Genomic DNA, 24,918 nt, shown 5'->3' with positions numbered 1-24,918 from the left:
TCTCATCTCATTGATCGAAGAGCCTAATAAAATGAATGATTTGACGAAACATCTATTAAACAAAAAAACACCTGAGAAATAATCTATTTTTCGTGATTTCTCAGGTGTTCTATTCGTATTTACCAACTACTGTCTAGTTGGAATTTTATTAATAATTAATGATCAATTTTCGTATTTTTCAATCGACGCTTCAAATAAACCCATGCTGCTAAGAATACAGCTGTTATCCCTGAAAGAGAATAGAGCGTAGAAACATTTTGATTTTCTCCTGTTTTTGGATAAGTCTTTGGCGTTGATTGGTGGCTATTACTAATTTTTGTAGGAACTGAATTTTTGTCCTTCTCCACGTAATTAATAATTAAAGCTTCTCCTTCGTTTTTTTCGTAGACATATGTTACGGTTTGTGCTTGGTCACTAAAAGTTCCTTGGGCATTTTTTGGTGTTTCTTTTACTACATAGTCTTTGATTTCTTTTGGTGCCGTTTCATAACTTTCACCAATTTTTCCGGTTAATGTTTCTGGATCTGCTAAAGCTTTGCCGTCTTCGTCTACATAATTGACTGTCACTGCTTCACCTTCCGCTTTTTCGTAGACATATGTTACCGTTTGTGCTTGATCACTAAAAGTTCCTTGGGCATTTTTTGGTGTTTCTTTTACTACATAGTCTTTGATTTCTTTTGATGCCGTTTCATAACTTTCACCGATTTTTCCGGTCAATGTATCGGGATCTGCTAAGGCGTTCCCTTCTTCGTCTACATAGTTGACAGTCACTGCTTCACCTTCTACTTTTTCATACACATACGTTACCGTTTGTGCTTGATCACTAAAAGTACCTTTGGCATTTTTTGGTGTTTCTTTTACTACATAGTCTTTGATTTCTTTTGGTCTCGTTTCGTAGCTTTCACCGATCTTTCCAGTCAATGTATCGGGATCTGCTAAGGCGTTCCCTTCTTCGTCTACATAGTTGACAGTCACTGCTTCACCTTCTACTTTTTCATACACATACGTTACCGTTTGTGCTTGATCACTAAAAGTTCCTTTGGCATTTTTTGGTGTTTCTTTTACTACATAGTCTTTGATTTCTTTTGGTGCCGTTTCATAACTTTCACCGATTTTTCCGGTTAATGTTTCTGGATCTGCTAAGGCGTTCCCCTCTTCGTCTACATAGTTGATGGTTACTGCTTCGCCTTCTGCTTTTTCATACACATACGTTACCGTTTGTGCTTGATCACTAAAAGTACCTTTGGCATTTTTTGGTGTTTCTTTTACTACATAGTCTTTGATTTCTTTTGGTGCCGTTTCATAACTTTCACCGATTTTTCCGGTTAATGTTTCTGGATCTGCTAAAGCTTTGCCGTCTTCGTCTACATAATTGACGGTTACAGCTTCTCCTTCGGCTTTTTCATACACATACGTTACGGTTTGTGCTTGGTCACTAAATGTGCCTTGTGCATTACTTGGCGTTTCTTTCAACACATAGTTTGGAATATCTTTAGCACTCGTTTGGTAATTTTCGCCAATTTTTCCGGTTAATGTTTCTGGATCCGCTAATTTATTTCCGTCTTCGTCTACATAATTGACAGTGACCGTGCCACCTTCCGCTTTTTCATACACATACGTTACGGTTTGTGCTTGGTCACTAAATGTACCTTGTGCATTACTTGGCGTTTCTTTCAACACATAGTTTGGAATATCTTTAGCACTCGTTTGGTAATTTTCGCCAATTTTTCCGGTTAATGTTTCTGGATCCGCTAATTTATTTCCTTCCTCGTCTACATAATTGACAGTGACCGTGCCACCTTCCGCTTTTTCATACACATACGTTACGGTTTGTGCTTGGTCACTAAATGTACCTTGTGCATTACTTGGCGTTTCTTTCAACACATAGTTTGGAATATCTTTAGCACTCGTTTGGTAATTTTCGCCAATTTTTCCGGTTAATGTTTCTGGATCCGCTAATTTATTTCCTTCCTCGTCTACATAATTGACAGTGACCGTGCCACCTTCCGCTTTTTCATACACATACGTTACGGTTTGTGCTTGGTCACTAAATGTACCTTGTGCATTACTTGGCGTTTCTTTCAACACATAGTTTGGAATATCTTTAGCACTCGTTTGGTAATTTTCGCCAATTTTTCCGGTTAATGTTTCTGGATCCGCTAATTTATTTCCTTCCTCGTCTACATAATTGACAGTGACCGTGCCACCTTCCGCTTTTTCATACACATACGTTACGGTTTGTGCTTGGTCACTAAATGTACCTTGTGCATTACTTGGCGTTTCTTTCAACACATAGTTTGGAATATCTTTAGCACTCGTTTGGTAATTTTCGCCAATTTTTCCGGTTAATGTTTCTGGATCCGCTAATTTATTTCCTTCCTCGTCTACATAATTGACAGTGACCGTGCCACCTTCCGCTTTTTCATACACATACGTTACCGTTTGCGCTTGATTGCTAAATATTCCATTCGCATTTTTTGGTGTTTCCTTCAATACATAATTTTCGATTTCTTTTGGTGTCGTTGTATAGTTTTCACCAATCTTTCCATTTAATGTTTCAGACGGAGCCAATTGATTCCCTTGTTCATCTACGTAATTTACAGTAACTGGTTCCGCTTCAGCAGTAGGGGTGTATTCATTTGTAAACACTACATTATCTATTAGATTTCCTATACTTTTGTCTCCAGTTGATGTTGCAACTGCTTCAAATTGAAATCTTGTAGTCGTTTGTCCTTCAGGTATCGTGTAATATCCACTGTATGTCTGCCATTCCGTTCCAGTCTTCATCGTTTCGATGGTTTCTAAGTTACTACCGGGTGCTCCAAATTTTACAGCTGCGGTATCTGTTCCTTGTCGACCTCGATGAGAAATCTGCCAATAGATTACAGCACCAGGAGTTGTGGGGATATCTTGATAAAGAGCACCTGAAACATTGGCATTTAGTTCTGCCCATTGACGTCCACTATTCGTTGTCATTTTTTCAAAACCATTCGATTGTAATTCAATTTGTCCATCTGAAGCTGTTGTTTTCCATCCTGGAAATTCTTCTTGCGGTATAATGTTAGACACGCTATCTTTTATAACTGGTGATTCAAAATCACCATTCACAATATTTATTTTCTCACCTACAGGATTTTTGCTTAATAACATATTAGTATTTGCTGAAGCGACTAGATTATCTTGGGCATGAGCTATAGGTGCTTGTAGTGAAGCATTTGTTAATAGACCAATTGCTAAAATTGATGATGCCAACCGAATCTGTTTTTTCTTATCCATTTTTTACCACCTTTTATTTTTTTGATCTTACAATTTCTGAAACTAATTAGACTACTGAACAAATTTACTCTAACTAGTGACTTCAAAATGATAATAGATTGATTAGTTACAGGGCACTCATTTTTAGTTTTATTAAATTCCGAAAAATAGATAGCTGTGTTTTTTTACTCATAGCTTATGCATTCAGAAAAATTCCAGCAGTAAGAAGAGTAGTTAAATAATGAGGAAACAAGAAATGGATAAGTTATGTCATTTTTAAACCGCATGTAAGCTAGTTTATTATTTCAACTATAAAGTTTTTTTAAAGATAGCATACGATTTATTTGTTTGCTCTTACGGCTTCAGAAGAATAGCTTAGTGTTCAATCAAAACATCTTAATATGTAAAATCTAGTTAAGATTCGATTTCTGAACTAGTCATAGTATTAAATATAATTGGGTCATCAAATAGCAACCGATCATTTTATCATTCGTTATATTTAAAACAAAATATTACAAAATAATAAAACGATAAATGTAGAATTAAATAGAACAAAAAAATAGTAAATATTTTTTATTTTAGACACAATAATACATTATAAAAACAACAAACCTTTTATTTTATAACGTTTTTAACCATTTAAAAAAACATTTATTGATCACTAATTATGTATTTATTTTTATAGAATATAGTAGGTATTAGCTAATACCCATTATATTTTTGAAAGAAGGATGTTTATGACGAATAAAAAAGGAAAAAATAAATTATTAAAAATGTTTTTAGCTGCTGGAATGGTTGCTACGCCATTAGTAAGTACAAGTATGATTTCAGCAGACACAGTAAATTCTGGCATTTCATCTAATACTGGAAACTATACAATTAATGTTGGAAAATATCATTTTGGTAGCGAACTATCGGGCTTTGCTACTCCTAACTCTACTATCTACGCATCAAACACAAGTGACTTTGCACAATCTGTATCTGTTCGAACAAATAATTATTTAACAGGTGAATTCCACTTATCGAACACCTATATCAGACAATTGAATCTTAAACCTGGGGATACACTTTATTTGAGAAGTGGTAATGCTGAAGGTACATCTTATGGAGCTACAACTAAAGTAGTTGTTAATTACGAAAAACCACTAGTTACTAGAGGAAATATCTCAGGAAATAAAGGTGGGGTCTATTATGGAGATACCATCGAAGGAACTGCTTATCCTGGTGCAAATGTGTATGTAAGTACTAGTCCTGATTATAATAACTATATTACAGTTACAGTAGATACAGATGGAACATTTGATGTGCCTGCTTCACAACTTGAATTATTAAGCGGTTATCAAGCAGGGACAACAGTTTACATGAAAAGCGCTGAATCTCCTTCAAGCAAATTTATGAGTGATTCTTCATCAATCTCTATTTTGAATACTGATGATTACTCAGGAATTCTTGCTTCAGATTTTTCGATCAATCTTAATACAGAGTTAACTGATGAACTTGCTATTTTCAAAGCAGGAGTAGTCGCAATTGATAAAAATGGCGAACTAGATGAAGTGACAGTAAAATCGAGCAATGTAAATACAAAAGAAGCCGGTGTCTATCAAATGACTTTTGTATCAGCATCTGGACATGAACGTACAGTTAACGTGACTGTGGCTTAGAAAGATTCTACAGAATTTAGCATAACTATAAACTTTCGATTTCACAATTTTTTGCACTAAAGAGAGACTTAGATATTACCAGATTGATTTTCTGATAGCATCTTAGTCTCTTTTTTATTCTCCAAATAATATTAATATTTTTAATATCCTAACATTTCGTTTTCCTTAACCTACCTAGCCATACCTATCTTCATAAACTCTCTATAGATCAAGTTCGACATTTTCTCGTCATCCAGAACGCCAAAATCCCACTTTTCATCCTTCCCATGGAATCCATAGCTAAGTAGATTTACTTTTTTAGAATCTCCATTTGAAGAATCGATATAGATAAATAACTTCGTGTTTTTCACTGCTTCTTCAGTAACCTCATCATTCAATTTAGATAGAATATCCAAAATCAAGAATTCACTCGCTTGGTTCACAGCCGAAGTACCACCTTCTGATACATCACATTTTAAATGAATAATTGCATGCTCCCAATCCATTTTTAAATAAAACCTCGAAAATCCTTTGTTGAAATTATTGACTAGGTAATGATAATGATCAGTGTGCGATGCTTCAAACAGGAATGATTTCCTGTACTTACTATCCAAATCATGTACGATCAAATTCTTTTCATAGCGTTCTTTGGCAGATTCAAACCCTGCTCTATAAATCGAAAATTTATTATTTGTTTTATTTAACGCATAGTCTAATATACTAGAAACAGGGAGTTGGATTTCTCCCTTTTCAGAAGTTTGCTCAGCCCCAGAAATATAACCTCTCCGTATTGCTGCTCGTAATCCGGCAGCTGTCATTGTTATATCAAACTCTTTTAAATAATCGATTGTTTGTTTTATATTCAAAATAATCACCTCATGATATGATAAAAAATTCATTTCTTTATTTATAAGTTTATTACTTTTTTTATAAAAAGATCATTTTAATTCATAAAAACACGTTTTAGAATCATTATCGCTATTTTCTACAAATTGATCCACAACTATTCTTCCAACAGCACTCGTTTAAGACGTTTAAAAAATCCTTTTTTTGACTTTTTAGCTATTTAATTATTTGACTATCGTATACTAAAAATCAAATACCATGTATGTTCAAACATTCCCCATACTCAGTCTATTTTGTAAGATATATTTTTCAGGTATAAGTACTTGACTCCTATACTCTGAAAAGAAATATCTAAGTCCCTTTTCTGATCACCTATTTTCGATTTTCTTGTTATTATTATTGATAAGCAGTGACCACTAAATATACTAGATTTACATTTGAAAAACAAAAAAAGATTAGTTTTCTCTCTTTTTTAACCCGTTTCTGTTTATTCATTTGTGAAAGATCTTGTCAGGGTGTAAGTAATCTAGTGGTCAGTGCTTTTTTGTAACAATAAAGTAAATCAAATTTCTTTACTTCATACATAATTTATTATTTCATTTTATTCGATTTGATAAACCATTTTATGAAGATAATTTTACATTGTTACATGTTATTCTCTTTATAAGCTTTGGTCACTTATATTTTTATTCAATATATGAACGTATAAACATAAAAACAAACTTAATCAATGTGTTTTGAACACAAATTTTCATCCATTCGTGATTTTGCACAATAAAATCATGTTAAAGAATATGGTGACCAACAGCTTTTTACTTTTCTACATCAATTTTCTTGGGATCATTAAACGTGAAATTATCATTGTTAACACATATATCTAGTTCTAGTGTGAGAGGCAAAAGTACCCGTTTACTTTTGCCTCTCACTTTTCGTTTTGTTATTCTCCCTCTATTTATTTCTCTAGTTCCATTCATGACTTTTTAAAGGAACTTTCTTGAGTATTAAATTAGATGTTTCCTTGATACTATATGTAGTAAGCTTCGGTCACTATATTGCAACTTTATTTATAAACCCTAAACCTAGTGTCAACGTGAAAGAAGCAGTTGAGTATACTTTTTCTTCCATGTTATTTTGTCCATTCATGAGTTTGTGAAAATAGACTTATTTCCAACAATATAGTGGCCGATAGCTTTTCTTATGTTATTGATTCGTTAAAAAAGTGTTAATTGAAAGCAACTATTGCTCTCAATTAACACTTTTTTATCTAGGAAACGTCTCTTCTTTTCTACTCAATCACCAATCCCATCCCCGCCGAAATAATGATTGCTTGTTCCTGATTGACGATCAGTCCGCGAAGTAATTCCAATGATAGGTTGATTTGAGAAAATGTATTCGTTGTAAAATCTAATCCTTTCAGTGGCGTATTGACCCAATTTGAGCCTGAAAGGTCATTGTTTTCTACTACTAGATCTTTCCAATTGCTATCGAAAAAATCAGTATTTTTCAATTGATTGTCGCTAAATCGAACGAACTTCATATTCGTGTAGCTAAAAGAAGACAGGTTTGCCACACATTCTTCAAAGACGCAGCTTCTTAAAAAGCTGTCAGAAAAATTGGTTCCAGTCAATTTGCATTGCTTGAAATGCACACGATGAAAGCTTGCACCAAACCATTCTAAATTTGAGAAATCACACTTCTCAAAAATGACATTGCTACATTCAAACCGCTCCAAACGAGATTTTTGCATCGCTAATTTTTTGATATGGCTATTTTTCAATACGATATTGCGAGAACTAAGATAACTTTGATCTTCCCCTTCAGAAACAATACCTGAAAAGGTTGTTTCATCCTCTAAATAAAAGTTTCCCTCAACTAATTCGGGCAGCTCTGGTGAAGCAATTTTCTTTGCCATACATTCAGCTCCTTTCTATCTGTTTGTTTTACTATCCTTATCATAACAGAATAAAGAAAAAACAACGTGATTTATTTCATAGATAAACCTGCTTTTACTCGTATCTTCTTGCGAGCTAATTGGCTTTGACCCCTGCAGAAATTTGACAATGAAATAGCTTTCACCGTACACTATAAGTAACTAGTATTTTATTGTTTAAATAGGATATGTATCTTTCAGGAGGCTTTTATTTTGACTAATTATCATTCCAAACCATTCACATTCCTACGCTTAGCGTTATACACCCTTTGTAGTTTGAATTTATACTATCAATTCATCACAAATTCGATCTTTACTTGGGCGCTTTATCTACTCGCAATGGGATTTGTTGCTTATGACGTTTTTGATATGATCAAGAACCGGAAATAACGACTAAACGAAAATGCTATTTCAGAAATATCAAAGAATCAAGCTAAACTGGAATGTTTTAGCTTGATTCTTTTACTTTGTATTGGTGTACTAAAGTGCTTGATTGTTTATACTTTCCCCTTTTGGAAGTTACATCAAACGCTTATACAGTTCAATGATTTCTGGCACTGAGGTATCTCGTGGATTTCCTGGTGTACATACATCTCGAAACGCATCTTCTGCAATATTCGGCAGATCCTCAGCTTTTACACCTAGTTCAGAAATCGTTTCAGGAATTCCGACATCCTTACTTAATTGAGCGATTGCCTTACAAGCGGCATCGCGTACTTCTGACAAGCTCATTTCAGCTGCATTTGGAATCGCCAACGCTTTAGCGATTTCTCGATATTTTTCAGCTGTAAAGTCCTTATTGTATCGCATGATTGTCGGTAGTAAGGTCGCACATGCCACACCATGAGGAATGTTGTACCAAGCGGACAATGGATGTGCCATACCATGGACTAAACCTAACCCAACGTTAGAAAATCCCATGCCGGCAATATATTGACCTAAAGCCATTTCTTCACGAGCTTCTATATCACCAGTGACTGAATGTCGTAACGAGCGCCTAATGATTTCGATGGCTTTGAGGTGAAGCATGTCGCTCATTTCCCAGGCGCCTTTTGTAATCAACCCTTCAATGGCATGTGTCATCGCATCCATTCCTGTTGCTGCTGCCAGTTCTTTAGGCATGCCCATCATCAAGTCACTATCCACAATATCCACAAAAGCAACCAGTGGAATATCATGAGGGTCGACACACACGAATTTGCGGTGATTTTCTTCATCTGTGATCACGTAATTGATCGTCACTTCTGCTGCTGTGCCAGAAGTGGTTGGAACAGCAAAAATAGGTAAAGAAGGACTTTGGGTATTCGCAACGCCTTCTAAACTGAGTACATCTGAAAATTCAGGATTCGTGATGATCATACCGATTGCTTTTGCTGTATCGATCGGTGATCCCCCACCGATTGCAATGATACAGTCAGCAGTTGTTGCTTTGATGAAGTCTACTCCTTGCTTCACGTTTTCGATGGTGGGATTTGGAATGATCCCATCATAAATTTGATACTCGATTCCTTTATTATCCAATAAGTCAGTTACCTTTGTTGCAACCCCAAACTTGACAAGATTTTTATCAGTTACGATTACTGCTTTTGTGAACCCTCTATTCTTGAATTCTACAGGGATTTGAGCAATAGCACCTTTACCAAAATAAGAGGTTTCATTTAAGATCATACGATTCACTGTCATTTGTTTCATCCTTTCGTTCGTTCATGCGATTTTCTTCACTCTACTTATATCGTGGACCGAAATATTCACAGGCACGATAATCGGCACTTTCAAGGTCTTTTGTCCCAAAACCACTAAAGACATGTGGTCTGAAAATCCGTTCTTCAGAAACATTATGCAAGGCAACTGGAATGTGTAACATACTTGCTAGCGTGATCAATTCATCGCCGATATGACCATGTACTGTAGCACAATGATTCGATCCCCAATGGTTCATGACTTCATACACTGTTTCAAATCCTGGTAAACCTAAAATCGGTGCAAACCACGTAGTTGGCCATGTTTTATCTGTGCGTTCATCTAAAATATGATGGATCTCTTCATCTAACACACAGGTATATCCTTCAGCAATTTGCAGTGTTGGGCCGACACCATCTACAATATTGAGTCGGATCATGGTAACTGGCATTTCTGCATTCGTTCTGAAGTGGGAGGAAAAACCGCCACCACGGAAATACTCATAATTTGCTCGACACCAATCTGTTGCTTTTAAACAACTATCGATATCTTCTTGTGTCATGTTCCAGAATTCTTTCATCGTCCCATTGCCGGTTTCATCTTTAGCTGCGGCTGTTCCATCTAAGGTAGATGCACCTGAATTGATCAAATGAAGAATACCATTCCTAGCGTGACCGGTTAATTTTTTGCCAGTTGTCTTCTCCACAGACTCTGGGCTCCAGTAGGTTCGAACATCTGAAAAAATAGGTGATTTGTTTGTCAATAGTGTCCCAAATAGCATAGAAACTGCATTCAAGGTGTCATTCTCAGTCGCAAAAGCTGTCACTGGTCGTGGGCCGTTCCAGTCAAAAGTCGAAGCCATGATTGCTTCCGTAAAATCACCATTCGGTAGCCAATCTGTCCATTGCCGCTGTCCTTGGAAGCCGCCAGCGATGGCATCTCGTCCTCGAGCTTCTTCCTCCCAGCCGAGTTCTGCTAACTTTTCATTTCCAAACATGATATCGCGAATGATGATTGCTTGTTTGGCAATAAATTCCCAATCTTGATCCGCAGGTATGACTTTAGATTTGGTGATGATGTCTGGGAAGCTTTTACCTTCGTTGATATTGATTCCTTCTTGGCAATTCTTTTTGATCCAATTCAACGCTTTCTTGTATTCCTCTTGATCATAAATCTCAAGTGACATTCTACGTAGTATTTCCGTCATATCCACAAATTCGATCGGCATCCCTAAATACTCTGTAAAAAATTTGCTATCCACTTGTGAACCGGCGATCCCCATACAAGATGAGCCAATATTTACGTATGATTTGCCTTTCATTTGACCGACAGCAAACGCACCACGTGCGTACGATAAGATTTTATGTTTCACATCAATTGGAATGGAGTTGTCATCTAATTCTTGGACATCATGTCCATAGATTTTAAACGCTGGATAGCCTTTTTGTGCATACCCTGACATTGCAGCAGCAAGATAGACTGCTCCTGGTCTTTCTGTCCCGTTGAAGTCCCAAATGGCTTTGATCGTATCTGATTCCAGATCCATCGTTTCCGTTCCATAACACCAACTTGGCGTCACAGATAATGTCGCTATGATGTTCTCTTTAGAGAATTGGTCACGTACTTTTCCTGCATCTCCGCGTCCACCAATTGTCCGATCTGCAATCACACATTGTACGGGGGTTCCGTCGGCATAATACAAGCTACTCTCAATCAATCGCTTTGCTTCTTGCGCCATGGTCATTGTTTTTTCTTCTAAGGATTCTCTAACTCCCCCTTGGCGCCCGTCAATCACTGGTCTGATACCGATTTTAGGATAATTCTTCATATCATCTATTCCTCCTATTTATTGATAAAGTAATTCTTGGATCTCTTGAGAATCAATATTGTCTTTGTTGTACCATTCCACACCGGTATCGACATCACTTGCTGGCTCTCCTTTGGCTGCTTTTACTGCTAAGGACACCGCCTCATAACCTATTTTTACAGGGTTTTGTGTGACTGATCCGTAAAACCGTTCATTTCGAATCGCATCTTGTTGTAAGGCTCCTGAATCAAAGCCGATCGCAATCACTTTATCCTCTGTGATACCAATGCGTCCACCTAGCCCATCATCCGCATTGATGATTGATTTTGCGCCATATTCATTCGAGCCATAAACACAGATGATATCCGATTTTTCAAGTAATGCTTGCGCCTCTGTTTTTCCGGCAGCATCAGTTACTTCAGCGGGTACACGTAATTCGATCACTACTTTTGCATCCTTTTCTTGGATGTCATTTCTAAATTTATCATGCCCAGTGACTGCTATTTTTTCCCTGACCAACCCCACTATCTTCTTCTAGCAATTCGACCATCTTATCAATAAATCCACCCGTTCTTTGTGAGATCGAAAGTGAATTCACTTCTTGAGAAACAATGCCGATTCGAGAGACATCATTTGCAGCTATTCGCTCTTTGATTGCTTCATACGCATGTTCTGCGGCAATCGCACCAGCCTTATAGTTGTCAGTGGCAGCGGTTGCCTTTACTGCGCCATCTGGAGCATCAGGTACACCAGAGTCAAAGCCAATGATTGGAATCCCTTTACTTTGTGCTTGTTGTATCGCATCCAGTTGCGCATTGGTATCTAACGCTGCTAATGCAATGGCTCCTGGATTTTTATTGATCGAATTATTCAACATCTCAAGTTGTTCTGCAATAGCTGTTTCATCCTTTGGTCCAACAAAGTTCATCCGAACTCCATGTTCATCTGCTGCTTGTTGGGCACCAGACTGTACTGCTTTCCAAAAATCATGTTGAAAGCCTTTGGCAACAACTTCGATCACCGTGCCATCGCCTGAATTTCCAGCGTCAGATGCGCTGTCCCCATTACTACAACCAACGATCCCAAATAAAACACTTACTCCTAGAACGAAACTCCACATACGTTTTTTCAATTTGATTTCCTCCAAACGTTTTTTGTTCTAAAAAATAGATATTCGATTATTTTGCTTTCTTGCGATTCCGATAGATATCGACATAAACAGCAAGTATCACAACAAACCCAGTGATAAAAATTTGGTAATGAGGCTGTAGATCAAGATAAGGTAAACCAATTTTTAACACAGTCATGATGAATACACCGATCATCGTTCCTAAAATCGAACCGACCCCACCGCTTAATGAAGTCCCACCAACTACTACTGCCGCAATCCCATCCATCTCAAATCCCGCGCCTGCTCCTGGCATGACCGTGGTGTATGTTGCTGCATAAGCAATGGCTGCAAGTCCTGCAAAGAAACCGGCAATCACATACGCGGTTGCTTCACTTCGGACAATGTTCACTCCTGATAGGCGAGTTGCTTCACTATTACTCCCTATGGCAAAGATATATCGACCGATTTTTGTCTTATTTAAAACGATTGCTGCAATAATGCCCATAACGAGTAATAAGATGACACCAGTCGGGAAATTATTCCCCGTCCGAAAAATCGACTTATACCAACCATCCCCACTATCTCGTAACGGAAATGTTTCGGTTTGGACATTTGAAAGAATCGAGCTTAATCCTCGGGTAATCATCATCGTTCCTAGAGTAGCGATAAAAGCTGGTAACTTTAGTTTCGCCACCAATAGACCATTCAACAGACCGAACGCTGTAGCCATTGCGATGATCGCTAGTAATGCGAGCCATAACGGAGCGCCAAAACGGTTATAGATGACACCTCCTGTTATCGCTGCACACATCATATTCGTACCAATCGACAGATCGATTCCTCCAGTGATGATGACGAATGTTACCCCTAAAGCTAAAAATCCAACGTAATAAGAGGCGTCTAATATACTGGTCAAGGTGTTGCTTGTACGAAAAGCTGGACTCATAAAAGCAAAGAATCCATAAATCAAAAATAAGACGATCAAAATGATCAATTGCTGCAATCCGATACGACCAATGATCGATTTTAGCCAACTATTTTTTTGAGATGGTACATTTTCTAGTTGATTTTCCATCTAAACAACTTCCTCTCTCAATGTTGCATAATATAGAATCTTTTCTTGTGTTGCTTCCGATATTGCCAATTCAGCTGTTTTCTTACCTTCACACATGACAATGACTCGATCGCTCATTCGCAAGATCTCTGTCAATTCAGAAGAGATCATGATGATCGATTTACCCATTTTCGTTAACTCTGTCATTAACTCATAAATATCACTCTTGGCGCCCACATCGATCCCTCGTGTTGGTTCATCAAAAATCAGAATGTCACTGTCTTGTTCCAACCATTTTGCAATGACGACTTTTTGTTGGTTTCCTCCAGATAGATTGCGAATCAGTTGTTTGCCTGAGGGTGTTTTGATCTGTAGAGATTTGATATATTTTTGACTTTCTTGTTCAATCGATCGATCATCGATCAATGCACCACGAACATACTTATCTAAATCGGTCATGACAATATTATCTGCCACAGACATACCAACGATCACTCCATATTGTTTTCTGTCTTCTGATAGATAACCGACGCCATGTGCCACTGCATCTTTTGGCTCTTGGATCTCAACTTTTTCTCCATGGATAAAAATTTCTCCATTGTCTCGTGTATCGGCTCCGAAGATCAGTCTGGCCATTTCCGTACGTCCGGCTCCCATCAGTCCAGAAAAACCAAGAATTTCTCCTTTTTTCAACTGGAAGTTCAAGTCTTTTACACGCTTTCCGATGCTCAAGTTTTTAACTTCAAGTACCGTTTCGGCATCATCCGGTATCTCAGAATGAGATTTGGGATCTTCATAAATGACGCGGCCGACCATCATATTGATGATTTAGTCCTTTGTAGAAGATTTGGTGTCGATCGTCCCGATGTATTCGCCATCTCGCATAACCGTTACTCGATCAGTGATTTGTTTAATCTCATCCATCCGATGAGAAATGTATACGATTCCAATTTGACGTTTTTTTAAATCATCGATGATTTTAAACAGTTCTTTTATTTCTGAATCAGTAAGGGCCGCTGTTGGCTCATCAAAAACAACGATTTTCGCATTCATTGAGATTGCTTTGGCAATTTCTACCATCTGCATTTTTCCTACGGTTAGATTTCCAACCTTCTCTTTTGGATCGATATCCATATTCAGCCGATCGAACAAAGCTTGCGTCTGTTTGTTTATTTCATCATCTTTCGTAAAAAAACCTCTCATTGATTCTCTACCGATAAATACATTTTGCGCAACTGTCAGATGATTGATCATGTTCAACTCTTGATGAACGATGACCACTCCGGCATCCATTGATTCCTTTGGGCTTTTGAATGCCACTTCTGCTCCATCGTAGACGATCGAGCCAGTGTCTTTTCCATGAATCCCTGTTAAAATTTTCATGAGTGTCGATTTGCCAGCGCCATTTTCCCCCATCAATGCGTGAACTTCTCCTTTTTTCAAATGGAGTGCCGCATTTTTTAACGCTTGCACAGGACCAAAGTTCTTGGAAACATCTTTCATATCTAATATCGTCTCCATATTATCCCCGCTTCCTAAAATTATTTCACAACGCCTTTCTTCAAAAGAATATTTGCATAGATTGCTTCTTCCCCAGTTGCGACGATGGCATACGCTTGTTTTCCTCTCTCGTAAAAGGCCTGTCGTTCGATTGATTCAATCGATACGCCTTGATCAAGAAGCGCCTTATACTCCTCCCAAATCGCAGGTTTAGTCTCATCACCTTTAGCTACAGCCATCAATGCTACTGGCTGTTCGACGTATTGATCCAAAGGAAATAATTCTAAGATGCTTTTCAAGAGTTCTGGCATCGGTAGACCATCACAGCGTATGAGTTTTTTTGCATTGGAAGCAGCTGGATAGTTTCCGTCAGCAAGAACAATCTCATCTCCATGACCCATCTCAATCAGAACTTTGACTAACTCTGGTGATAAATTTTTAGGAATATTTTTAAGCATTTGCTTTCTCCCCCGATTTTAAAAGTTGTTGATACTTAGAAAACTCTTTATCCCATTCTCTTTTTTTAGTACTCGGAAAATAGGATTTGACCGCTATCAATTCTTTTATCCACTCTCTCACTTCCTTCACATCTTTAAATACGCCTTCTGCCAATAATTGCACGGAAATATTTCCAATAGCAGTTGCTTCAACTGGACCTGCGCTTACTCGCATATTGGAAGCATCCGCCACCATTTGACAAAGGATTTCAGCCTGGGAACCACCACCGACGATATTGACCGTATCAAACTCTTTTCCAACAGCATCGATGATTTCTAAAATACAATACTTGTATTTCATTGCTAAACTTTCATAGACACACCGCACCAATTCGCCATCTGTTTGCGGAATCGCTTGCTTCGTTTTTGCAGCATAGTGTTGGATTCGTTGGATCATATTCCCGGGAGCAATAAATGTCAGATCATCCGTATCGATCAAACATTTAAATTCCGATGCATCATCCGCCAAATTGGCAAGTTCAGAATAGGAATACACCCGACCTAATTCTGCTAAATTTCGTTTCACTTCTTGAATGATCCAGAGTCCAGTACAATTTTTTAGAAAACGCGTCGTGTGGTTGATCCCAGCTTCATTTGTTAAATTATAGTTATATGCCTTTTCGTTGATGATCGGTCTAGCTAATTCTGTACCGACCAACGACCAGGTTCCGCAAGAGATAAACAGAAATTCTTGGTTACAAGGTACACTAACTACTGCACTAGCGGTATCATGACCACAGACATTCACCACTTTTATTGGTGGTAATCCTATATCTTTTTTTATCATTCCTAAAGGTTTCCCAGAAGATACCAATGGTGGAAATATGCTCTCCGAAAAAGCAAATGATTCTAGCACTTTCTCATCCCAACGACCATTCCTCGGGTTGACTAATTGGGAAGTTGAGGCAATACTTCGTTCTGCAACGATTTTCCCTGTGAGTAAATAGTTGAATAAATCAGGCATAAACAAAATAGTCGCCACTTGATCAAACTCCGGATTGTTTTGCCGTTCTGCTAACAGCTGATAAAGCGAATTGATCTCCATCATTTGGTTCCCCGTTTGTTGATAAATATCTTTGAGTGGCATATACTTCTCGGCCTCCGCCAGAATTCCCTGCGTTCGAGGATCACGGTAGTTCACTGGTCGTTTGATCAATTGACCCGCGCGATCCAATAAGCCAAAATCGACGCCCCATGTATCGATTCCTAGACTATCGATCGAATATTCATCTGTTGCTCGTCGAATGCCTATTTTTATTTGTTCAAATAAATAATCAATATCCCAGTAAAGCGTGCCATTTTCTTCCAAAGGATAGTTTGGGAATCGATGGATTTCTTTTAATACCAACCTGCCATTTTCGTAACTACCAATGATGGCACGCCCAGAGGATGCGCCAAAATCAAAAGCGAGTACATTTTTCTTCAACGCTCTTCCCTTTCTTTCTCAGCTATATTTTTTATATCCAGGATGTTTGCCGGTCACACCATAATTCTTTCTCATTTCAAATAGCTTTTGTAGTTTATCTTGTGAAATCTCAGCTTCAGCTTTACCGCCCAAAAGCATTCTTGCATGAAAAGAAGTTTTAGCAACTAATTCTAAGGTTTCCATCCGATAATAAGCAGTGATCACATCTGAGCCCATCGCTAGTGCCCCGTGATTTTCGAGTAACAAGACATCATGTTCAGGTAAAAATGGGGTAATCGCTTCTGGGACTTCATCAGTCGAAGGAGTCCCAAATGGCGTGATTGGCACGGAAGAAATAACAATCGCATTCTCAATCAAAGAATACGTATCTAATGGGATTTGAGCTAAGGCAAACGCTGTTGCTACAGGAGGATGGGCATGAACGACTGAGCCAACATCTTCTCTTTCTTGATATACGCGTAAGTGCATTTTGATTTCGCTTGAAGGCTTGTAGTCACCATTTGCTTCTAAAACTTCTCCCTTACGATTGATTTTGATCAACTTGTCCGGTGTAATAAAACTTTTACTAATGCCAGTTGGCGTACAAATAAAGATGTCATCAGCTAATTTTGCTGAAACATTCCCATCATTGGCTGCTACCCAACCCAGGTGCCACATCTTGTTACATACATCACAAATCTGTTGTTTTACTAATTCTTCATTCATCATTGACCTCCATGATTTTATTTGTTACCGTTTACAACGCCATTATAGTTGCTATCATTTGTTTGTGATGATTTAAACCGAAGATTGATTTTTTATCATTATTTTCGTTCTTTTTTATTCAGATATGTTCAAAAGTGTTCAAGCACATGCTATACTCGACTAAACCAAAAGGAGGCGCTCACACGGAATCGGAATTAAGGTTGAATGATATCATGGAGTTTCTGAGCAAAAAAAAACAAGCTTCAAATAAAGATCTCTGCCAACATCTACACTGTAGTATTTCTACACTTAGGAGAGATTTATTGAAACTAGAAGAACGTGGTGCGATCAAGCGTACTCACGGCGGAGCCATTTTAACGAAAACAACGAATACCGAATTTTCCCACATCATACGAGAAGCCTCGAACATCAAAGAAAAACAGATCATCGCTGATTTAGCTCAAGATTTTATTGCCCCCGGTATGTGTATTTTTTTAGATTCGAGTAGTACCGTCCAACAGCTTGTGCCATTATTGAAAACAATCCCAAATTTAGTGGTGATCACAAATGGCTTAAAAATCGCTTTGGATTTAAGTGAAGGGAAAAGCGAAGCATTGAAGGTTTTTATTATCGGCGGGGAAGTCAAAATAAACTCTAGTGCAGTTATTAATAATTCCTATGAGTCACTCTTTGATTCTTTTCAATTTGACTTAGCCTTTTTTTCGTGTAGAGGGTTGGATCTAGAGGGCGTTTATGAAGCAAGTTTCAGTCAAGCACAAGTAAAAAAAGAAATGATGAAGCAATCGAAACAAACCATTCTTTTGATTGATTATACGAAATTTGGTTCCAGTCACTTCTTTAAAATTGGTGATTTCCTTGATTATAACGCTTTAGTTACAAATTGTGAGCCTAGCAAAAATTATTTAGCTACTTTTGATGATCATGACTTGGATATCATTTTTCCTTATCAAAATTAATGGTTACTTCTGGCACACTTTTATCCGATTTAAGGAATGCGAGTGGGTTGGTGGCACCGTCTTATCAATTTGTGGTGGAAGAAAACTCCTCCTTCTCCCACCCTTGTTTCAAACTAATGCCACAGTTTCTGCTCTTTGATCTCTAACTGATCGCTTGTCAGTAAACTGTTCATTCGTGCATTCATCAAGTGTTTGCGTTCTGAAAGATTTTTGGTATAGTGGATCTCGGCAAAGGGATACGATTTCTTGATTTCTTTTGCAAAAGATTGGGCGTCGTTTTTATTTTTACCATAACGAGCAGGTAATGCAAAATAAGTAGTTCCTATTTTCAATAAGTATCGTGGATCGTCTATGACTCCTAATGTCTCCTTGACTACGCCATTGAATATCTTTTCTTGATAATAACTAGCAATGATCTCACAAGAGAAGCGGTCATCATCCCAAGTAATGTTTAATGGAATAGTTGTATTTAAGATACCTTCATGAACAAGTAATCGATAATTGGTCTCCACTAGTTTTTGCTGCATCTGGCAATATTTTTGCCACTGTTTTCTTTTTTTCTTCAATTGGAAATAGGCCAGTAAGTTCCCTGTAATAATCGCTTGAACGAATGATTGTCTCTGACTATTTTTTGTTTCGTAAAGCGAGCTCTCATTTTTCTCATTCTTTTCTGATGTCTGTTTCCGAATGAACAACGGCATGGATAGATGTGTCCTTCTTTCCAATGCTTCTCGCCACAATCGTAAATGCTTATCGCGTTCTTTTGCCTGATAAAGTTGATGTTGAGTATAGTTAGCAATCGTCTGAAGATCAGGAAAATCTGGCAATTCAAATCGTTCACTTCCTGTTGAAATCAAAGGGATATCAAGAAGATTCAAGCCCTCAATGAAACCTAAACGTTTTCGAACAAAACGAAAGAAAGGCTGTTCACTTAGTGGAATATTGGGAATAATGGGTGCAATATGCCAGATATTCGTTAGTTTTGTTTCTCCAAATTTCCTCAATCCACGTCCTCTGATTTGTTGGGTCTGTACATATGAACCAGCTTGATTCCCCATAATGATCGTATTGATTGCTGGACAATTCCAGCCCTCGCCTAATAAACTGACTGTACCTATCAATACATGTATTTTTCCAGAATCAAGCAGTTGAGTAGTTAGCGCCAATAAGCTACCACGATTTTGTTGCGTCATCTGTAAATAGACATATCCAGAAACCTGGATCTCTCTACGATATTCTTGGTACGTCAAAAAATGACTGTGATAGATTTCTTGATTAATGATAAGAAACTCACCACAAATAGCCGCTAAAACTGTTTCTGCATGGATCAGATTCTTCAAGTCTAAAAAAGCGAGTCCAAGACCATATTCCAAATACCCTTCTTGTCCCTCCAGCACTGCTTTCTTGATGCGATCAAATAAAATCACGCAACGTAAGTTTGGTCCTTGATAGAATTCTTCCTTTACAAGGATCTGTTCAATCGCGGTTTTCATCAATGGCACATTCATTGATTCTTTGCCATTGAATGCGGGGTAAAAAGTCAGCTTCTGATTCGAGAGCCAACCTACTTTTTCTAGATAAGGGAAAATAGCTAATTGTGGCGCGACTTGATACAAATACTGGTACAAATCAATGATACTGTCTTTGGATTGTGACGGAACAGTCATGCGTTTTCGTTTAATCCCTAGTACCTGCCAATGATCTTTCGACAGTTGATACTCTTGCTCATTTAGATAGAACAGACAAGCCAAGTACACTGAAAAATTTTTATAAATAAATCCAGTATGGCTTAGCGGCTCCTGAATGAACGGCTGGTCTAACAAGAACGTTGTGACTTCCTCGTTACTAAAAAGGATTGTCACGATTTGATTTTGTGTTTCTAAAAAAGCACCAAATGTCTCTTCTGATTCTTTTGTGACGGGAACAAGATAAACAAAATCTTGATAGGGTGCCAAAACCTCTTCTTTGACCAATTCAGATACAGAAACTTCTTCATCGATTGCTCCTGTCAATTGAATATACGTTTGCCAGTCTTTTTGACTTGCATCAAAAGGTGGCGTCGCAGTCAAAGCTAATAATTGCAGACCTGTGGTTTGGTTCTTTAAATCTAAGAGAAAGTCAGACCAATTTTTTTTGAGATGGTGAGACTCGTCCAATACTAGAAATTGAATGTGTTGTTCTTCAAAGTAATCGCGTAACGCCTCGCCTTTACTGTATAAGTCCTGATAAGTAGTGACTGTGATTTCTGCCGGTTGAAGAAGCGACTCCGAAGTTTCCCATTGCGAATAGAAGTGCTGGATAGCTTCGATCCACTGATGCTTCAACAATAAAGATGGAACTAAAATCAACGTTTTTTTCTGTATTTTCTCAATGATCGTTATTCCTAAAATTGTTTTTCCTGATCCAGGTGGAGCGACAATATGAATACTGTCGTTCTCTAAATAATCCGTTAACTGATTGATTACTCGCTGCTGATAGGTTCTTAATTTGATCTTCGACATAGGCCAACCTTTCGAAATATTTTCTGTGAACTAGTTTAAAGCAATTATAGTATAATCCGCTTGCAAGAACCAACTCCTACGCAAACTAAGTAAATAAATTCTATATTTATAAAACTTAACTTTGATAAAACAACTACTTTATTACATATATTCCTTTATATTTGCTTTCCATCAAATAATTTAGACATTTTTGAGTCTATAAAAAATAACATATTAATTGAACTATGAAGAAATTATTATTTAACCGATTCATACATAAAACTACATATAGATTACATACTAACCGATATCAGCGCTATATAATATAATTATTTCACATGGAAATATTCCTATATTCCTATGTTTTGCTATATCAAATCAACAAAAATAATAAAATTATTTTTTGCATTTTAAAAAGGGCTAAAATAGACACCAAAACAATTATGTATTCAAATAAACATTTTATGACAAAAATAAAAAAAATTGTTTTGTTTAGTTATAATATATTTGATTCCGGAATCTAAAACTTAATTACAGGAGTGATATAATGTTAAACAAAAAACAATTACTGGCAACTTTCATGACTACTGCAACACTAGGACAAGCTCTGATTAATACAACAGCAGTATTTGCAGATGTAGCTGGACCAAATGAGACGTCTGTTGAATTAACTACTAAGGAAACTACTAACATTCCTTTTGCAAACTTATCTAGTGATAGATTTGGAGAAACCATCACTTCATTATCTATTGAAAATAATGTGTTAACAGGAACAAAGACGAATGACCATTCATCTGAAATTGGTTTTAAAGCCGCCTATACTGTGTATGGTTCTGATAATCCAGTATTTAACATCTATACTTCTACAAAAGTTGGGAATATACTAGTTAATCCTGATGACTTAACCCACATTATTGGTGACGATGTTAGTACGTATCCAGAGGCACAGTATTATTATATAGTAGATGACAGTTCTTTTGACTATATTCCTATGGTACGAATCAATGGAGAAGATTTACTAAACAAATAGTGCTTTTTAATTATTTTAAGAAATAAGAACTTTACACATACTAACGATTAGTGGGCAAGATATTGACGGAATATTTTGCCCACTAATTCGTTAGTATGTTTTAATTGCTTTAGAATCAAACGTATTCAGTAAATTCTATATCAGTGATTTATCCTGTAATAACGTGTCCTTTTGGAGCATTTGTTCGTCGCAATTAAATAAAACATCTTCTACCAGTATTTTTATAGTTTCATCCGAACCTAGATACATGATAGTGGGCATTTGCCCTCTCACACCTACTAAAACCGAATAAACCGTGGGAACAGTAGTAACCCCTTCTATTTTTTAATATTGCACCTTTATTAAATATCATTTGACATCAAATGATAAACTACCATATAGAATATTTAAAAATATCTAAATCGAGGGATTTTATATGGTTTTTTCTGAACATAAAAAGCCTATATTTTTTTACTTTTAATATTTATTTTTTTGTTTTTTTTGCTAACATAATAAATAACATCAGATATTAAAGGAGGAATTTTATGCAGACGCTATCCTGGGATAGTTTATTCTTTTTTTTAGGAGGTTTTTTTGGTGTAATTGGATCTTATACTGCAGCAATCTGGAATTCTAAAAGCGAGACTAGAAATATTGTGTTATTAGAATTACATGGAATTGAACAACTTGCTGAACAAGTATTAAATACTTTCTATGCTAACAATAATAAACTTGAACTAGATATTATTCCCATGCAACAAAAATACTTTCATCCTATTTATGATTCTATATCTAAAATAAAAGAATCTTATCCTTTACTGAATCAAAAGACTTTAAGATTGATTGAGGGCTTACATGTTCAAACAACACAATATGAACTTATTCTAAGTACAATTTTGCATGACTACAAAAAAGTTGAACATCCAGATACAGCAAGTGGTATCCAAGGATATTCTTTTCATTATTCCCAAAATGCAGTAAATGAATTTGATATTTTTATTAAGTGTGTTAGACAACTAAGAAAATCAATAAAAAACCCATTTTACTTATTTATAATTAGTAAGATGAGATGGTTTAAAAACGAGCCCACTTTACATCCATAGCAATGAGCTTACTCTGTATTGTAAGCTCATTTTCTACATGCTTTTATTATTGCGGAATATTCTAATACCAACACTTATCATAAAAATCTTGCGCGACATCTTTTGTGTTACCTGTTGGATCGTAGCCCTCATTATTACATATACCTTCTTATTAGGAAATTTCCGTATATTAAAGGAGGCGTAGTAGCAAATCCCACATTTCTAAAAGTATTATAATTGTTTCAAGTTGTTTTAGTTCATAAAGTATAAAGATCTCTCGTTGTATTTCAATGAGGGAAATAACTTCATTTTTTAACAAGACCATGACATAGCGTAGCTGATTTTTTATACAACTTTTGTTCATTTCACTCGATTTTTGTCCATACAATTGAATTCTTATTTGCATTGCATGAATTTTCGTTCCATCAATTCTAAATCTAGAGGTACAATGACTTATGCTGTGTTGTGACCTTTAAACGTCGAAGAGCTTCTTTCATCATTTTTGTTTAGCACTTATATAAATAGTAGGTTCTCTCTTTGTTGTGTAGAGAAAAAGATTTCACGAACATTCATTGCGAATATTCGTGAAATCCTTTTTTAGTAACTAAAGTTAATTTTGTCCAACTTCTTTCATATATACATATAAGATTAACAGGTTTCGACTTCATCCTATTAATTTGGATACCTATTTTTCTATCTTTTAATAATCCGAAAACAGATCATAATATTCAAACCTTTCCTCTATAATTAATTTAAACATTTGTTTACAGAAAAATACTTTGATGACTCTTTTTACATCAGATTAGGAGGAATAGTATGAAAATAGGATTTATCGGAACCGGCAATATGGCTTCAGCAATTATTAAAGGAATTATTAAAAAAGAATTTGCTTCTCCAGACGAGCTTTACCTTTTTGATATAATGTCCGAAAAAGTGCAACTTTTTGCTAAAAATATTGGAGCAACAGCTTGCACTTCTAATTCACAATTGATTGGTTTAGTAGATATGGTGGTACTATCTGTAAAGCCAACAGTTATTGAAAGGATATTAGCTTCTGAAAAAAATCAGATATTGGAAAAGAGACCTTTACTAATATCAATTGCTGCTGGTACACCAACGGACAAAATATATAATTTTCTACAAACCAATGAAGAACTTCCAATCGTACGGGTCATGCCTAATATAAATGCTATCGTCGGAGAAACTGCTGCTGCCATTTGTGGAAATGAATATGTAACAGATAAACAGTTGAATTATGTCCTTGATATGTTTAACTCTATCGGTTTTGCTTGGAAATTAGATGAAAAGTATTTTTCAAATTTCACTGCTTTAGCAGGTAGTTCCCCAGCATATACATTTCTTTTTATTGATAGTATAGCAAGAGCAGGTGTTAAGCATGGATTACCGAAAGATCTAGCTACTCAGATTGCAGCACAAGCTGTTTTAGGTAGTGCAAAAATGATCCTTGAAAGTGAAGAATCTCCTTGGTCATTGATTGATCGCGTAAGCTCTCCCGGAGGTACTACAGTAGCCGGTCTATTAGCTTTGGAAGATCATGCTTTTATATCAACTGTTGTAAAAGGAATTGATGCTACAATTGCTAAGGATAATGAAATGAATAATCAACAAAAATAGATGTTTAGTGACTATCTCCGTCTTCATAACTGATTTGAATTTGTAGAAATAGGTTAGACAACATTTAAACAATCCTTGTATGGAAGAAAATTACTTCCAACTTATGGAAAATGAGGAACATTGATGTTTATATCAATACAATGGTCACTCACTCTTTCTTGGGATTATCAAATATGTAATCTAAAGTGGGACAATAATTAGAATTTTTCTGATTATTGTCCCACTCTAGTTAGCATCAAAATAGTTACAATTATTTTTAGTTTGTAGCTACATGAAAGATTTTATATAGCTTCTATTTTTAGAGTT

20 protein-coding genes are annotated in these 24,918 nt (G+C 36.5%); 6 read left to right on the top strand and 14 right to left on the bottom strand.

Annotated features, from left to right (window positions below; all coding sequences use genetic code 11):
- Positions 1–155: 155 nt before the first annotated feature.
- Positions 156–3,275 (bottom strand): MucBP domain-containing protein, encoded by a 3,120-nt coding sequence (locus EM4838_RS01775; protein ID WP_100917230.1) that lies wholly within the window; start codon positions 3,273–3,275, stop codon positions 156–158.
- A 716-nt stretch (positions 3,276–3,991) separates the two neighbouring features.
- Here EM4838_RS01775 and EM4838_RS01770 point away from each other — a divergent pair.
- Positions 3,992–4,915 carry a S1 domain-containing protein gene (locus EM4838_RS01770; protein ID WP_071867616.1) on the top strand — a complete coding sequence of 308 codons (924 nt, stop codon included), beginning with the start codon at positions 3,992–3,994 and terminating at the stop codon, positions 4,913–4,915.
- A 170-nt stretch (positions 4,916–5,085) separates the two neighbouring features.
- Here EM4838_RS01770 and EM4838_RS01765 read toward each other — a convergent pair whose 3' ends face one another.
- Together EM4838_RS01765 and EM4838_RS01760 are read right to left on the bottom strand one after the other, a co-directional pair.
- The gene (locus tag EM4838_RS01765; protein ID WP_071867617.1) at positions 5,086–5,760 is read right to left on the bottom strand and encodes a hypothetical protein; all 675 of its coding nucleotides are present in this window, start codon (positions 5,758–5,760) and stop codon (positions 5,086–5,088) included.
- A 1,265-nt stretch (positions 5,761–7,025) separates the two neighbouring features.
- Positions 7,026–7,652: a pentapeptide repeat-containing protein gene (locus EM4838_RS01760; RefSeq protein ID WP_071867618.1), complete on the bottom strand. Its 627-nt coding sequence runs from the start codon at positions 7,650–7,652 to the stop codon at positions 7,026–7,028.
- Between the two features lie 231 nt (positions 7,653–7,883).
- Here EM4838_RS01760 and EM4838_RS16425 point away from each other — a divergent pair, with 231 nt between their 5' ends.
- Positions 7,884–8,060 (top strand): hypothetical protein, encoded by a 177-nt coding sequence (locus EM4838_RS16425; protein WP_157811365.1) that lies wholly within the window; start codon positions 7,884–7,886, stop codon positions 8,058–8,060.
- A gap of 129 nt (positions 8,061–8,189) precedes the next feature.
- Here EM4838_RS16425 and fucO read toward each other — a convergent pair whose 3' ends face one another.
- From fucO to EM4838_RS01720, 10 genes are read right to left on the bottom strand one after another with little or no spacing between them, the layout of a single operon-like run.
- The gene (fucO, locus tag EM4838_RS01755) at positions 8,190–9,353 is read right to left on the bottom strand and encodes a lactaldehyde reductase (RefSeq protein ID WP_071867619.1); all 1,164 of its coding nucleotides are present in this window, start codon (positions 9,351–9,353) and stop codon (positions 8,190–8,192) included.
- Positions 9,354–9,393: 40 nt separating this feature from the next.
- Complete coding sequence (locus EM4838_RS01750) at positions 9,394–11,178, bottom strand: L-fucose isomerase (RefSeq protein ID WP_071867620.1); 1,785 nt, start codon at positions 11,176–11,178, stop codon at positions 9,394–9,396.
- A gap of 18 nt (positions 11,179–11,196) precedes the next feature.
- A complete protein-coding gene (locus EM4838_RS17000; protein ID WP_250645101.1) occupies positions 11,197–11,676 on the bottom strand; it encodes a substrate-binding domain-containing protein in 480 nt (159 codons plus the stop codon).
- Positions 11,642–12,289 carry a substrate-binding domain-containing protein gene (locus tag EM4838_RS16995; RefSeq protein WP_250645100.1) on the bottom strand — a complete coding sequence of 216 codons (648 nt, stop codon included), beginning with the start codon at positions 12,287–12,289 and terminating at the stop codon, positions 11,642–11,644. The genes EM4838_RS17000 and EM4838_RS16995 overlap by 35 nt, the downstream gene beginning before the upstream one ends.
- 46 nt (positions 12,290–12,335) lie before the next feature.
- Positions 12,336–13,343: an ABC transporter permease gene (locus EM4838_RS01740; RefSeq protein WP_071867621.1), complete on the bottom strand. Its 1,008-nt coding sequence runs from the start codon at positions 13,341–13,343 to the stop codon at positions 12,336–12,338.
- A complete protein-coding gene (locus tag EM4838_RS16785; protein ID WP_233433762.1) occupies positions 13,344–14,141 on the bottom strand; it encodes an ATP-binding cassette domain-containing protein in 798 nt (265 codons plus the stop codon).
- A gap of 9 nt (positions 14,142–14,150) precedes the next feature.
- The gene (locus tag EM4838_RS16780) at positions 14,151–14,843 is read right to left on the bottom strand and encodes an ATP-binding cassette domain-containing protein (protein WP_233433761.1); all 693 of its coding nucleotides are present in this window, start codon (positions 14,841–14,843) and stop codon (positions 14,151–14,153) included.
- 20 nt (positions 14,844–14,863) lie between these two features.
- Positions 14,864–15,280, bottom strand: a complete 417-nt coding sequence (locus EM4838_RS01730) for an RbsD/FucU family protein (RefSeq protein WP_071867622.1) — start codon at positions 15,278–15,280, stop codon at positions 14,864–14,866.
- Positions 15,273–16,745: a rhamnulokinase gene (locus EM4838_RS01725; RefSeq protein WP_071867623.1), complete on the bottom strand. Its 1,473-nt coding sequence runs from the start codon at positions 16,743–16,745 to the stop codon at positions 15,273–15,275. Before EM4838_RS01725 ends, EM4838_RS01730 begins: the two co-directional genes overlap by 8 nt.
- Positions 16,746–16,763: 18 nt before the next feature.
- Positions 16,764–17,450: a class II aldolase/adducin family protein gene (locus EM4838_RS01720; RefSeq protein WP_071867624.1), complete on the bottom strand. Its 687-nt coding sequence runs from the start codon at positions 17,448–17,450 to the stop codon at positions 16,764–16,766.
- A gap of 146 nt (positions 17,451–17,596) precedes the next feature.
- Here EM4838_RS01720 and EM4838_RS01715 point away from each other — a divergent pair, with 146 nt between their 5' ends.
- A complete protein-coding gene (locus EM4838_RS01715; RefSeq protein ID WP_071867625.1) occupies positions 17,597–18,406 on the top strand; it encodes a DeoR/GlpR family DNA-binding transcription regulator in 810 nt (269 codons plus the stop codon).
- 113 nt (positions 18,407–18,519) lie between these two features.
- Here EM4838_RS01715 and EM4838_RS01710 read toward each other — a convergent pair whose 3' ends face one another.
- Positions 18,520–20,907 carry a DEAD/DEAH box helicase family protein gene (locus EM4838_RS01710; RefSeq protein WP_071867626.1) on the bottom strand — a complete coding sequence of 796 codons (2,388 nt, stop codon included), beginning with the start codon at positions 20,905–20,907 and terminating at the stop codon, positions 18,520–18,522.
- A gap of 526 nt (positions 20,908–21,433) precedes the next feature.
- Here EM4838_RS01710 and EM4838_RS01705 point away from each other — a divergent pair.
- The 3 genes from EM4838_RS01705 (at position 21,434) to proC (ending at position 24,612) form a co-directional block, all read left to right on the top strand.
- Entirely contained in the window at positions 21,434–21,916 is a 483-nt protein-coding gene (locus tag EM4838_RS01705) for a hypothetical protein (protein ID WP_071867627.1), read from the top strand.
- A 524-nt stretch (positions 21,917–22,440) separates the two neighbouring features.
- A complete protein-coding gene (locus EM4838_RS01700; RefSeq protein WP_071867628.1) occupies positions 22,441–22,998 on the top strand; it encodes a hypothetical protein in 558 nt (185 codons plus the stop codon).
- A gap of 795 nt (positions 22,999–23,793) precedes the next feature.
- Complete coding sequence (gene proC, locus EM4838_RS01690; RefSeq protein ID WP_071867630.1) at positions 23,794–24,612, top strand: pyrroline-5-carboxylate reductase; 819 nt, start codon at positions 23,794–23,796, stop codon at positions 24,610–24,612.
- The last annotated feature ends 306 nt before the right edge of the window (positions 24,613–24,918 follow it).

The sequence above is a fragment of the Enterococcus mundtii genome (assembly GCF_002813755.1).
Taxonomy (GTDB): Bacteria; Bacillota; Bacilli; order Lactobacillales; family Enterococcaceae; genus Enterococcus_B; species Enterococcus_B mundtii.
Note: the sequence above shows the minus strand (reverse complement) of the source record. Positions and strands in the feature narration are given on the sequence as shown.